General features: G+C 69.6%; 12 protein-coding genes and 1 tRNA gene. 8 read left to right on the forward strand and 5 right to left on the reverse strand.

Annotated features, from left to right (window positions below; all coding sequences use genetic code 11):
• Positions 1–144 precede the first annotated feature (144 nt).
• Both AB0M47_RS39005 and AB0M47_RS39010 read left to right on the forward strand, forming a co-directional pair.
• Positions 145–1,449 carry an Ig-like domain-containing protein gene (locus AB0M47_RS39005; protein WP_363423188.1) on the forward strand — a complete coding sequence of 435 codons (1,305 nt, stop codon included), beginning with the start codon at positions 145–147 and terminating at the stop codon, positions 1,447–1,449.
• Between the two features lie 130 nt (positions 1,450–1,579).
• Positions 1,580–2,911, forward strand: a complete 1,332-nt coding sequence (locus AB0M47_RS39010; protein WP_363423190.1) for an Ig-like domain-containing protein — start codon at positions 1,580–1,582, stop codon at positions 2,909–2,911.
• A gap of 147 nt (positions 2,912–3,058) precedes the next feature.
• On the opposite strand, the gene AB0M47_RS39015 is transcribed toward AB0M47_RS39010, so the two are convergent.
• Together AB0M47_RS39015 and orn are read right to left on the reverse strand one after the other, a co-directional pair.
• A tRNA-His gene (locus tag AB0M47_RS39015) sits at positions 3,059–3,134 on the reverse strand.
• Positions 3,135–3,259: 125 nt separating this feature from the next.
• The gene (orn, locus tag AB0M47_RS39020; RefSeq protein ID WP_363423192.1) at positions 3,260–3,856 is read right to left on the reverse strand and encodes an oligoribonuclease; all 597 of its coding nucleotides are present in this window, start codon (positions 3,854–3,856) and stop codon (positions 3,260–3,262) included.
• A gap of 61 nt (positions 3,857–3,917) precedes the next feature.
• On the opposite strand from orn, the gene AB0M47_RS39025 reads away from it, so the two are divergent.
• Positions 3,918–5,150: a glycosyltransferase 87 family protein gene (locus tag AB0M47_RS39025; RefSeq protein ID WP_363423194.1), complete on the forward strand. Its 1,233-nt coding sequence runs from the start codon at positions 3,918–3,920 to the stop codon at positions 5,148–5,150.
• A 194-nt stretch (positions 5,151–5,344) separates the two neighbouring features.
• Here AB0M47_RS39025 and AB0M47_RS39030 read toward each other — a convergent pair whose 3' ends face one another.
• The 3 genes from AB0M47_RS39030 to AB0M47_RS39040 form a co-directional block, all read right to left on the reverse strand.
• Positions 5,345–6,565 (reverse strand): hypothetical protein, encoded by a 1,221-nt coding sequence (locus tag AB0M47_RS39030; RefSeq protein ID WP_363423196.1) that lies wholly within the window; start codon positions 6,563–6,565, stop codon positions 5,345–5,347.
• A 64-nt stretch (positions 6,566–6,629) separates the two neighbouring features.
• Entirely contained in the window at positions 6,630–8,273 is a 1,644-nt protein-coding gene (locus AB0M47_RS39035; RefSeq protein ID WP_363423198.1) for a copper resistance protein CopC, read from the reverse strand.
• A gap of 43 nt (positions 8,274–8,316) precedes the next feature.
• On the reverse strand, positions 8,317–8,958 hold the full coding sequence (locus AB0M47_RS39040) for a zf-HC2 domain-containing protein (RefSeq protein ID WP_363423200.1): 642 nt from the start codon (positions 8,956–8,958) through the stop codon (positions 8,317–8,319).
• A 67-nt stretch (positions 8,959–9,025) separates the two neighbouring features.
• Here AB0M47_RS39040 and AB0M47_RS39045 point away from each other — a divergent pair, with 67 nt between their 5' ends.
• The 5 genes from AB0M47_RS39045 to bcp all read left to right on the forward strand — a co-directional run bounded on the left by AB0M47_RS39045 (position 9,026) and on the right by bcp (position 12,482).
• Complete coding sequence (locus tag AB0M47_RS39045; protein WP_363423202.1) at positions 9,026–9,586, forward strand: sigma-70 family RNA polymerase sigma factor; 561 nt, start codon at positions 9,026–9,028, stop codon at positions 9,584–9,586.
• Between the two features lie 47 nt (positions 9,587–9,633).
• A complete protein-coding gene (locus AB0M47_RS39050) occupies positions 9,634–10,185 on the forward strand; it encodes a MauE/DoxX family redox-associated membrane protein (protein ID WP_363423210.1) in 552 nt (183 codons plus the stop codon).
• Positions 10,136–10,885, forward strand: a complete 750-nt coding sequence (locus AB0M47_RS39055) for a DsbA family protein (RefSeq protein ID WP_363423204.1) — start codon at positions 10,136–10,138, stop codon at positions 10,883–10,885. Before AB0M47_RS39050 ends, AB0M47_RS39055 begins: the two co-directional genes overlap by 50 nt.
• A 72-nt stretch (positions 10,886–10,957) precedes the next feature.
• On the forward strand, positions 10,958–12,007 hold the full coding sequence (locus AB0M47_RS39060) for a hypothetical protein (protein WP_363423206.1): 1,050 nt from the start codon (positions 10,958–10,960) through the stop codon (positions 12,005–12,007).
• Between the two features lie 4 nt (positions 12,008–12,011).
• Positions 12,012–12,482 (forward strand): thioredoxin-dependent thiol peroxidase, encoded by a 471-nt coding sequence (gene bcp, locus AB0M47_RS39065; protein ID WP_363423208.1) that lies wholly within the window; start codon positions 12,012–12,014, stop codon positions 12,480–12,482.
• The last annotated feature ends 239 nt before the right edge of the window (positions 12,483–12,721 follow it).

Consider the following 12,721-nt stretch of genomic DNA (forward strand, 5'->3'; position numbering starts at 1 on the left):
TGGATCAGGGTTCTAGGTCGAATCTTGGGCCAAGATTCGACCTAGAACCCTGATCTGCTTGTGGAGCAGTATCCAGGACCAAGCCCCACGAACCCCCGCGATAGTGCACGATATCCGTGAAGCGGACAAACGGGGGGCAGCGGGATGGCTGGGTTCCGAGCGATGATCATGGTCGCCGTACTGGGCGGCGCGACGGCACTGGCGGGATGCACCGCCACTAAGGACGCCGCGCAGCCGACGACGAGCGCGCAGGCGCCGCAGGAGAACCTGGCGCTCACCGTCAGCCCTGCCGACCGGGCGTCGGGCGTACCGATCAGCGCCGAGATCGGCATCAAACTCGGGTCCGGAATGGTCGACGGAGTCGACGTACGCGACGCCGCCGGCCAGAAGATCGCCGGTGAGCTGCGCTCGGACGCGTCGGCCTGGGTGCCCGCGGCCCCGCTCAAGTACGCCCAGCGCTACACCGCCACGGTGACCGCCGTCGGCTCGCGTACGCATCACGAGTCCAAGTCGGTCGCGTTCACCACGATGAAGCAGCCGTCCCAGGTGGAAAGCGTCGGCTTCTACCTCTTCGACGGCCAGGAGTACGGCGTCGGCATGCCGATCCCGATCGAGTTCGTGCGGGACGTCCCGGCGAACCTGCGGGCGGCGGTGCAGAAGCGGTTCTTCGTGACCAGCGACCCGCCCCAGCCCGGTGCGTGGCACTGGTTCAGCCCGACCCAGGTGCAGTACCGGCCGGCGGCGTACTGGCAGCCGGGGACGAAGCTGACCGTCCGGCTGGGCCTGAAGGGACAGGCGCTCGGCGGCGGCTACTACGGCGAAGAGGACAAGATCGCCCGCGTACGCATCGCGAAGGACAAGGTCGAGGTCAAGGTCACGAATCACCCCAAGCAGATGCAGGTCTTCAAGAACGGCACCCTGATCAAGACGATGCCCGTCAGCCTCGGCAAGGCCAGCACGCCCAGTTCGAGCGGGCACATGGTGGTCATGGAGCAGGCGTACACCTATCGGTTCGACACCCGGGGTGAGCCGAACGGCGGCTACGTGGTCGACGTGAACTACGCCCAGCGCCTGACCTGGGGCGGCGAGTTCATCCACTCGGCACCGTGGAGCGTCGGCGACCAGGGCTACACCAACGTCTCCCACGGCTGCGTCAACATCGGACCGGGCAACGCCGCCTACCTGTTCACCGTGATGAAGGTGGGCACACCGGTCACCGTCAGCGGCACCGAGGTCAAACTCGCCCCCGGCAACGGGTGGACGGTGTGGGACATGGACTGGCCGACCTTCCTCAAGGGCAGCGCCGTCCCGGTCGCCTCCGACGTCGCCAACGCGGTCGCGTACGAGCCATACCCGAAGCCCAAGCCGTCCCCGACGGTGGCGCCGAGCACCAGCCCAGGAACGGCCGGAAACGCCCAATTGGGTACGCCGACCCCCTCGGCCAGCTGAATCCGGCCTACGAACGGGCGTGTTTTCCTTCACCACCGGCAACGAGACCTTGTCGCGCCACGTCTTTAAGGCACGATAGATCGTTGACCGCGACCGGGTTCGGTTCGCGATGCCGATGGATGAGGGGCACATGGAGCGCACCGTTTCCGGCCGTACGCTAACCGGCCGCACCGCGACCCGGCGTGGCCTCCTCGCCGGCGCCGGTCTCGCGGGCGTGGCCGCCGGCCTCGCCGCCTGCACTTCCGACAAGGGCTCCGGCGGTGGCACCGGCGGGGCGACCGAATCGCCGAAGCCGGACCCGAACGCCGCCGCGGCGACCATCGTCACCCCGGCGAAGGACGCCACTGGGGTGTCGGCCGCCACCGAGATCGTCTACGAGCTGAAGAACGCCACCGAGGCGACCGTCGAGCTCAAGGACGCCAACGGCACGGTCGTCACGGGCGAGCTACGCGCCGACGGCAGCAGCTGGGTCCCGGCCAAGACGCTCGGCTACAGCATGGCGTACACGCTGACGGTGACCGCGACCGGAAGCGACGGCAAGACCGGGACCACGACGAGCGGCTTCACCACGATGGCCAAGCCGAGCAAGACGGTCCGGGTCACCAGCTTCCTGGGCGACAACGCGAAGGCCGGCGTGGGCATGCCGCTGATGTACAAGTTCAGCCGGGCCATCCCCGAGGCACAGCGGGCCGAGGTGCAGAAGCGGCTGTTCGTGAGCAGCGAGCCGGTGCAGGACGGCATCTGGCACTGGTTCTCCGGGACCGAGGTGCACTACCGGCCCAAGGAGTACTGGCAGGCCGGCACCAAGGTCAACGCACGGCTGGCCATCGGCGGGCTCGACATGGGCGACGGGTACTACGGCAAGGGCGACATCACGCTGGAGAACCTCACCATCGGCTCGGCCGTGATCATGGTCGCCGACAACAAGACCAAGCAGATGACGGTGACCAAGGACGGCAAGGTCGTCAAGAAGATCCCGATCAGCCTCGGCAAGCCCAGCACCCCGTCGTCCAGCGGCACCGTGGTGATCATCGAGAAGTTCGTGCACACCATCTTCGACACGTACGCCGAACTCGGCCCCGAACTGGGTTACCGCACCCCGATCGACTACGCCCAGCGGCTCACCTGGGGCGGCGAGTACATCCACTCCGCACCCTGGTCGATCAGCTCCCAGGGCAAGCGCAACGTGTCGCACGGCTGCCTCAACATGTCCCCCGCCAACGCCAAGTGGCTGTTCAACCTGACCAGCATCGGCGACCCGGTGACCACCAAGGGCACCGAGCGGCAGCTGAAGAACGGCAACGGCTGGACGCACTGGAACATGACCTGGGACGAGTACGTCAAGGGCAGCGCCGTCCCGTTCGTGTCCGCCGTGACCCCCACGCCCGCCCCGTCGGAGTCCGAGTCCGCCACCCCGGACCCGACCGCGAGCGCCACCGCGACAGCCACGCCCTCCGCGTGACGCCCTCCGCGTGACGCCCTCCGCGTGACGCACATGATCAGGGTCAATTCCACGCTGCCATAGCGACCCGGAAATGACCCTGATCATGAATGGAAGAAGGATCATGAACGAAAGAAGCCCTGTCCGGACGGACAGGGCTTCTGCGTATGGGGTGATCGACGGGACTCGAACCCGCGACCCCCGGGACCACAACCCGGTGCTCTACCAGCTGAGCTACGACCACCATCATCAACCACCGACCTATCAGCCCGCGGCGACCGACCAATGATAGCGGTACGACCACCGGTGCTGTCCACTGGGTATGCGGCGACACACAGCGCCGCGCTCGCAGCCGATCAGCGCAGCGGATCAGATGAGCGTCCCCGCGATGCCCTTGGCGGTGTCGACGTCCGGCCCCGGCAGCGGCACGAAGATCGTCTGCCGGTAGTACGCCAGCTCGCGGATGCTCTCCTTGATGTCGGCCAGCGCCCGGTGGGCCAGGCCCTTCTGCGGCTGCCCGAAGTACACCCGGGGGTACCAGCGGCGGCACAGCTCCTTGATCGAGGAGACGTCGATCATCCGGTAGTGCAGGTGGTTGTCCAGCAGCGGCATGTCCCGGGCGAGGAAGCCCCGGTCGGTCGCGATCGAGTTGCCGCACAGCGGGGCGGTACGCGGTTCCGGCACGTACTGCGTGATGTAGTTCATGACGAGCTGCTCCGCCTCGGCCAGGGTGACGGCCGAGCGGCGCACCTCGTCGGTGAGACCCGACTTCTCGTGCATCTCCTTGACGACCTCGAGCATGCCGTCGAGCTGCGCGTCCTCGGCGTGGATCACGACGTCGACGCCGTCGCCGAGCACGTTGAGATCGGGGTCGGTGACGAGCGCGGCGACCTCGATGAGCGCGTCCGAACCCAGGTTCAGACCGGTCATCTCGCAGTCGATCCAGACGAGAAGATCAGCAGCCATTGGGACAGCCTACGACGGGTGTCTCAACTCTGGTTACTACGGCGTCCACTACCGTGTCTGCATGCCTGAGCCAGCGCGCAACCGCCGACTCGCGATCGTCGCCGTCACCTGGGTGGTCGCCGCGGTCGCCTTCTGGTGGCTGTTCCGTGGGCAGCACTTCTTCGACCTGAAGATCTACATCAGCGCCGAGAAGTGGTGGCTCGACGGTCACGAGCTCTACGACTTCGCCCAGCCCGACGCCCTGCAGGGCCGGCTCTACTTCACCTATCCCCCGTTCGCCGCCCTGATCATGGCGCCGCTCGGGCTGCTGCCCCAGGGTCTCGGGATCGGCTTACTGACCGCGGGCACGATCGCCGCCGTCGTGGTCACGACGTGGTGGGTCACCGGCGGACTCGCCCACCGACTCTCCATTCCCCACTGGTACGCCTTCGGCCTGGCGACGCCGCTGGTCTTCTTGATCGAGCCGATCCGGACGACGCTGTCGTTCGGGCAGATCAACATGTATCTCGTCGCCCTGATCCTGCTCGATCTGCTGGTGCTGCTGCCGAGAGGCAGCCGGTTCACCGGCGTCGGCATCGGGCTGGCCGCCGCCATCAAGCTCACCCCGGCGCTGTTCATCATCTATCTGCTGGTCACTCGGCGTATCAAGGAAGCCTTCGTCGCAGCCGGCACCGCGATCGGCGTGACCCTGCTCGCGGCCTTGATCGCCCCGACCGCGACCCGGGACTTCTGGTTCGGGGCGCTGTGGGACACCTCGCGGGTCGGCCGGACCGACTACACCGCGAACCAGTCGCTGAACGGGCTGCTCAGCCGGCTGGCCGCGCCGGACCGGCCGGACCAGGCGCTGTGGGCCGGGCTCGCCGTCGCGGTGGCGGTGTACGGGCTGTGGCGCGCGTCGATCGCCGCCCGCGGAGGGGACGAGATCACCGGGCTGGCGCTGACGGGGTTGACCGCCGGGCTGATCAGCCCGATCACCTGGGTCCACCACATGTACTGGTTCGTGCCGGCGATCGTGGCGCTCGTCGGGGCCGCGTACGCCGCCCGGGGGAACCGCCGGGGCTGGCTGCTGCTGGCCGCCGTCGCCGCGTACGCCATCTGCGTGATAGGCGTCGACACGTTCGTGGACTGGGGCGTCGAACAGCGACCGACCCCCGGCGTACGCGAATTCCTGCTGCGTAACGCATTCGTGCTGCTGTCACTGGCGCTGGTCCTGCTGCTGCCGGTGCCGACCCGGCGGCCCGCACCGGAGCCACTCGAAAACGGACCTATTGTCCGTTCTGGGACGCAGGGCTAAACTTTCGTATAGAAGGGACGATCCACCGCGCAGGACTCGTCTCCCGACACGAAGGCTCCAGAAGGTTCGGGCCTTCGCCGTTTACACCGTTCCCCCGGTGAGGGTGGGCCCGCTTCCCCGCGGGCCCACCCGCGTGGCTCCGCTGCTTTCCGCGCAGCGGTGGGTGTCGAAGCAGCCGAGCACGGGCGAGCGAGCTACGCGACAGACGTGGAGCCGGCCGAGGAGGACCGGCTTCCGCTCAGGACGAGCGGCACGTTGGGCAGATCCTCGAGGACGCGCATCTCCTGGGTGGGCACGTCGATCGGCGGGGGCGTACGCCGCTGCTCCTCCGGGGGCGGCCACTCCGCCGACGGCGGATCCTCGACCGCCGATCCGGAGCCGGTCGCCGATCCGGAGCCGGTTGCCGATCCGGGGACAGCGTCGGAGCCGACCGCCGATGCCGAGGCAGCGCCGGATTCCGAAGCAGCGGAAGGCGAAGCGGGGCCAGCCGGCGGCCGAGCCCAGTCCTCCGGCGACGACGAAGCCGACGAAGCCGAAGAGAATGCCGATTCCGGCGAACCCAGGGCCGAGGAAGCCGGAGCGGAAGCCGGAACCGAAGAGCCCGGCGACGAAGCGTCCGGAGAGGACGGAGAGGTGGCGGAGGTGTACACCGATCCCGGCCGGGGCAGGATCACCGGGCTCTCCCGCGTAGGCGCGTCCGTCCAGCTCACCGGTTCACCGGAGCGCAGCGAGATCCCCGGGTCGCCGGGCGCGAGCACGTAGACCACCTGCCGCGCGGGCCAGGCCAGTGTCACGAAGCCGAGCAGCAGCAGGACCGGGCCGAGAATCAGCAGTCCCCAGGTCGTCGAGTCGAGCCAGCCGAAGCGTACGGCCGCGCCGAGCGAGACGTCGTTCAGCGACCGTCCGTCGGGGGCTACAACGACCAAGGCGACGGTACGCCCGCGCCACTCCGACGGCTGGTATTCGACCGAGCCGAGGCCGGATCGCAGCCACATCGGCTGTTCCTCGACCTGGCCCAGCGGCGCCATCCGGGTGCCCGTGAAGGCGCGCGACGAGACGTCCAGCGGCCCTCGGCCGACAGTGACGCCGTCCAGCGACGTGTAGGGCGAGCCCTGGAGCAGTGCCGCGACGTCGGGCGGTGACGCGAGCCCGACGAACAGCGGAGTGCCGGCGAAGGCGGTGATCCGCATCGACGTGCGCCCGGCTCGGGCGAACGGCGCGTCCCGCCGGAGCAACGCGTCGACGTCGGGCACCACGACGGCGTACCCCGGGTGAGCGACGGACTCCAGGCCCGCCTGGAACTCACCCGCGGCGTCGCGGTGCTGCATCGCGTACCACGCAATGGCCCCAGCCAGCAACGCGGGCGCCGCGACCGTCAGCAGAACCATTCCGACCAGCACGCGAAAGACACGCATGACTCGTCTCTCCCATCGTCGTCCATCAAGGACAACGGGTGGGCGGGCGCTTCGATGCGGTCTGCTACCCGACGGGCACGGTCACTGTCACCGATTCCTGGTCCACCTCGGTCGTTCGCAGGGTGAACTTCATCTGCCAGTCGCCCGGCGTCGGCAGGTTGATGGACCCCGACGCGTGGTTGTCGGTCAGCGGCAGCAAAGGCATGGTCACCGGCTCGATTCCCGCGGTGGGCAGGGCCGCGCTGGCCGCCCACTCCACGACCTTCAACGGCTTTCCTTCCGGCGTGTACGCGTAGAGGTGCACCACGTTCTGGCCGGTCTTCGCGGGGTCCACGTCGACCTGCAACGTGTACAGCCCGGCCTTCACCGACGTCGTGAAATAGTTCTGGGTCTGCTGGACGGTGCTGGGCTGGTCGGCGGCCACCCGGGCGGGAGTGGTCTGCGTCAGGGCGGCCGAGACGCCGATGATGACCGCGGCGATGCCCAGCTCCACGCGTACCGCCCAGCGCAGGACGTTGCCCGCCGGGGCGTTGTAGACGTATGAGCGCGCCAGGTACGCGAATCCGAGGATGACGATGACGAGCGCGACCTTGGCCAGGATGAGCCAGCCGTAGGTCGTCGTGACGAGCGCCTTCAGCGTGCCGATCTCGATGAGCGCCTGCACCACGCCGGCCAGCAGCAGTGCGCTGACGGACAGGGTCGCCCAGCGAGACCAGACCGGCATGATCGCCGTCAGCTCCCGTTCGGTGGCCGTCTTCGGCCGCAGCAGGAACAGCGTCAGCATGGCGAGCCCGCCGAGCCAGACCGCCATCGCGGCGATGTGCACGGTGTCGATGACGACCGTGACCGCCGGGACCGGGGAGGCCGCGGAGTGCCCGGCCAGCGGCCAGGTCGACGCGGCGCCGGCGAAGAGGATGCCGAGGATCACCAGGTCGCTGCGCGCCGGTTCGCCGTGGCTGACGATGCGCCGCAACGCGCCGGACAGGACGATCGCGGCGACGGCCAGCAGGCCGATCCGGGCGAGCATCACCGCGCCGAACTGCGAGTCCAGTACGCCGGCCAGGTCGTCGGCGGTCGTGCGAGTGAGCGGTACGCCGTTGACGTAGGGCGCCTGGAGCACGAACTGCCCGAGCGTCGACAGGACCACCAGCCCGAATCCGGCCGCCAGCGCCCGTCGCGGGCCACGCCGGGACATCCGGGCCGGCCAGAGCAGCAGCAGGACCATGGCCGCCCCGACGGCCAGCAGCAGCCCGGCGTACCCGATGTATTTGGCGACCCCGATCGAGATGGCGATCGGGCGGCTCGTGGAGCTGTCGTCGGTGGTCGGCGTGGGCACGGTGGCCGACGGCGCGCCGATGTTGAAGGTGAAGCCGCCGGGGACCGGGTGCGAGTCGGCCGAGATGACGCGATAGCTGACCAGGTACGTGCCGATCGGCAGGTCATCGCGCAGCGGGATGCGCAGCACCGCGCCGTCCACGCTGGTCTCGCCCTTGTCCGCGCGGCTGCCGTCGGGGGCGGTGACTCGGATCTTGTCCTTGACCGGGCTGATCGACTCCGAGAACGTCATGGTGACCTCGCTCGGCGCGGACGCGACCGTGCCGCCCTGGGGCGGGTTCGTCGAGACCACCACGGCGTGCGCCTGTGCGGGGCTCGCGACCCCGACCAGCACCACCAGCAACGCCGCGAACATCACCGCGAGCCGTCTCATTCGCTCTCCTGTTGATCATGAGGGGTTAGGTGGCGCAACGACGCTACCCGATGCCGCCGGAGGCGGGCGTACGCGCGCCCGGCACGGTGGCCGTGCCCACGCCGGACTTCCGGCCGAGTGCCCAGAGCAGTCCGGCCTGCGCCAACGCCACCGCGTGACCTACTTCGTGGGCCAAGTGGGTCGCGCCGCCGGCCAGGTCGAGGAAGCTGGTCGCGGCGAGGCAGGCGGCGAGGACGAACGCGACGGGGACGAACGCCCGCGCCCGGTCCGGCTTCCACGCCGCCAGCGCGAATCCGACCGCCATCGCGATGTCGAACGAGGCCATCTCCCGGGAGGCGTGGGGGTCCGCCCCGACGCCCAGCAACACGGGCAACGCCAGCACCAGCTGCACCGCGGCGGCGATCGCGACCGCGATCCGCAGCACCTGCCGGTCGCCCTCGCGGCGTACGCGGAGGGTCTGGCGCTCCTGCGCGACGGCGGCCAGGATCTGGCCGGTCAGATCCGGTACGCCCACCGCGCGTACGCGGGCCAGCCGGGTCACCCGCTCGGCCTCGGTCAGCCAGGATCGGCAGCCGTCGCACCCGTCGACGTGCGCGTCGACCCGGTCGGCCGGCAGCTCGGTGGTCTCGCCGTCGAGGCGGGCGGACAGATCCAGGCGTACGGCGTCGCAGCGGGTGGTGCTCATGTGCCAATAGTCGTCTGTCGGCAAGCCGTGGTTCCCATGGGCCCTTCGGCCGCTAACCTGGGTCCTCGTGCCCTTCCCGCAACCCGGTCAGTCCGGCAGCCTCGACGAGGTGACGAACTGGGCGTTGCGGGCGAGGGAGGGCGATCCGGTGGCGGAAGCGGCGTTCGTCCGCACCACCCAGGTCGAGGTCTGGCGGCTCTGCGCGGCCCTGCTCGATCCGGGGACGGCCGACGACCTCACACAGGAGACCTATCTTCGGGCGTTCCGGGCGCTGCCCGCCTTCGAAGGACGGTCGTCCGCGCGTACGTGGCTGCTGGGCATCGCCCGGCGTGCCTGCGCCGACCACCTCCGGCAGGTCGTCCGCCGCCGTAGGCTGGAACAACGGCTGGCGATGGAAGCCGCGACGCAACTGCCGGGCGGCGATCCCGCCGACCGGCACGGCTCCGGCGACCTGGTCGCGGCGCTCGGCGACGAACGCCGCAGCGCTTTCGTTCTCACCCAGCTCCTGGGTCTGTCGTACGCCGAAGCGGCCGAGGTCGAGGGGGTGCCGGTGGGAACGATCCGCTCCCGGGTGGCCCGCGCCCGGACCGAGCTGGCCGCCGACGTGACGCGGGCCATGGCGGCCTGAAGCGAATTCACAGGGAACCGGACGAGGCAGGACGACGACTAATGACCATGTCGGTGAGCGGGTGGACCCGAGCCCAGCCCTGGGTGTCGCTGGTCGTACGGCTGGCGCTGGCCGCCGTGTTCATCGGGGCGGGCCTGCCCAAGATCTTCGACCTGCCCGGCAACGCCCGGGCGGTCAACGCGTACCAGTTGATGTCGTGGGACGTCGCCCAGGTCGTCGGGGCGATCCAGCCGTTCCTGGAGGTCGGCATCGGCCTGCTTCTGCTGGTGGGCCTGCTGACCCGGTTCGCGGCCTGGCTGTCGGCCATCGCGCTGGTCGCCTTCATCTCCGGCATCGTCTCCGCCTGGGCGCGCGGGCTGTCGATCGACTGCGGCTGCTTCAGCAAGGGCGGCCAGCTGCCGGTCGGGGTCGCCCCCAACTACACCTGGGACATCGTCCGCGACGTCGCCTTCCTGGCCCTGGCCGTCTTCCTGATCCTGTTCCCCTCCAGCAGGTTCTCGGTGGACGCCCAGCTGTTCGGCCCACCACTGGATATGGAGGAAACCATCGATGAGCAAGCGCGTGCAGGAGAAGCGCGAAGCGGCTCGGATCGTTCGTGAGCAGCTCGCCCGCGAGCAACGCCGCAAGCGCACCCTGTGGATCACGATCGGCGTGGTCGCCGTCCTGGTGATCGGCGGCATGATCGGATACGCGATCTACGCGAGCCAGAAGCCGACGAGCTTCAACACACCGGCTCACGCGAACGCCGAGGGCACCGCCATCGTGACCGGGTCGGGCAAGGTGTCGGTCGACGTCTACCAGGACTACCTGTGCCCGTACTGCAAGCAGCTGCACGACAGCGCCGGGCCGACGCTGGCCGCGCTCGCCGAGCAGAACAAGATCACGCTGAACATCCACCCGATCGCGATCCTCGACCAGTCGTCGACCAACCAGTACTCGACCCGCTCCGCGGCGGCTTCGGGCTGCGCGGCTGACGGCGGCAAGTTCCTCGCCTTCAACGACGCCTTGTACGCCGATCAGCCCGCCGAGGGCGGCGCCGGGCCGACGAACGAGGAGCTGATCACGACCGGGCAGGGCGTCGGACTGACCGACACGTCCTTCGCGAACTGCGTGACCAGTGGCACCTATATGACCTGGCCGGAGCACACCACGGACGCGGCGAGCGAAAAGGGCGTGAGCGGGACTCCGACGGTGTTCGTCAACGGTAAGAAGGTCACCGCGTCGCTGGACTCGATCACCGCCGCCATCACCGCCGCCGGAGGTGACGCGTCGGTGGCGCCGACCCCGTCCGCCAGCTGATCCCTTCCGACCGAAGGTTCCTCCAATACTCCGGCTACCGCCCCGACCACCCACCCCCAAACCGGAGGGTATGTGCCACCTCTGCGTCAGACGGCCGCGCTCCTGGGCGCGGCCGTCGCCTGGACCGCCCTGCTGAGCTGGGCCGTCGCCACTCCGGCGGCGGCCCACGCGGCGGACGCGCCGGATGCGACGAACTATCGGACGACCATCACCGGCATCACTCCGGCGCTGCCCGGGGTGAGCGTACGCGCGATCGAGGCCGGCGCCCGGCTGGAGCTGACCAACCACTCCGACCGAGTGGTGGAGGTCCTCGGCTACAGCAATGAGGCATACCTGGAGATCCGGCCGGACGGCGTCTTCGAGAACGTCAACTCCCCCGCGACCTACCTCAACACGACCTTGCAGGGCGGAGTCGTGCCCCCGGCCAACGCCGACCCGGCCGCCGCGCCGCAATGGCGCAAGACCTCGGACGAACCCGTCGCGCGGTGGCACGACAAACGCGCCCGCTGGACCGCGCTGCAGCCGCCACCCGCCGTGGCCGCCGATCCCGGCGTCGGGCATCGCATCGCCGACTGGAGCGTGCCGCTGCGGATGGCCGACGATCTGTCCACACTGGAGCTGAAAGGTACGCTCGACTGGGTGCCCCCGCCGTCGGCTGCCTTGTGGTGGACGCTGACCATCGTGGTCGCTGCCGCCCTCGCGGCACTGGGCCTGGTCGCTGCTCTCCGCGTACAAGTGCTGGGAATGATCTTGATCGTCGGCGGCCTGACCGCCCTGACCTACGTGACCGCGCGGGAGATCGACGCCGGGGCGCGCGGAGCGTGGGAGATCGTCGCGGGCGTCTTCGCGAGCGAGCTGTGGCCCGCGGTGGCCGGACTGACCGCGCTGCTCGCCGGCGGGTACGCGCTGCGCAACCGTCCGTCGGGGCCGTTCGCGGTGGCCCTGGCCGGCGCGGGCCTGGCATTGTTCGGCGGCCTGGTCAACGCCGCGGTGTTCTTCCGCTCGGTCGCCCCGATCCCCTGGCCCGACCTGGTCGCGCGGCTGATGGTGCTGGCCGTCCTCGCGATCGGCATCGGCGTGTGTGGTGCGGCGGCCCTGCGAATGCGGCGGGGCATAGGGTGAAATCATGCGACTGGAACCCGGCGACACCGCACCCGACTTCACGCTGACCACCGCGACCGGCGACCAGCTGGCCCTCAGCGACCTGCTCAAGCAGGGCAAAAAGGTCATCCTGTACGCCTACCCGGCCGCGATGACGCCCGGCTGCACCACGCAGGCCTGCGACTTCCGGGACAACCTGGCCTCGCTCACCGCGCACGGCTACAACGTCGTCGGCATCTCCCCCGACAGCCCGGACAAGCTCACGAAGTTCGTCGACCGGGACGCGCTGACCTTTCCGCTGGTCTCCGACCCCGACAAGGCCGTGCTCTCGGCGTACGGGGCCTTCGGGGAGAAGATGAACTACGGCAAGAAGATGATGGGCGTGATCCGGTCGACCTTCGTCATCGACCCGGACGGCAAGATCGAGAAGGCGTTCTACAACGTCAAAGCCACCGGCCACGTCGCCAAACTCCGCCGCGACCTAGCCATCGACTAGCCGCCTCCCTCCGCCGCCCCCGCCCCGGCCCCCGCCCCCGCAGCGGATCAGCGGCGGATCAGGGTTCTCGGTCGAATCTTGGTCCAAGATTCGACCCGGATCCCTGATCCGGCGCCCACGCCTGGGGCTGGAAGGGCAGCGGGACGGGCGGGAGCGGAGCGGGCGGGAGCGGAGCGGGCGGGAGCGGAGCGGGCGGGAGCGGAGCGGGCGGGAGCGGAGCGGGCGGGAGCGGAGCGGGC

Source organism: Hamadaea sp. NPDC051192, assembly GCF_040682475.1.
Taxonomy (GTDB): Bacteria; Actinomycetota; Actinomycetes; order Mycobacteriales; family Micromonosporaceae; genus Hamadaea; species Hamadaea flava.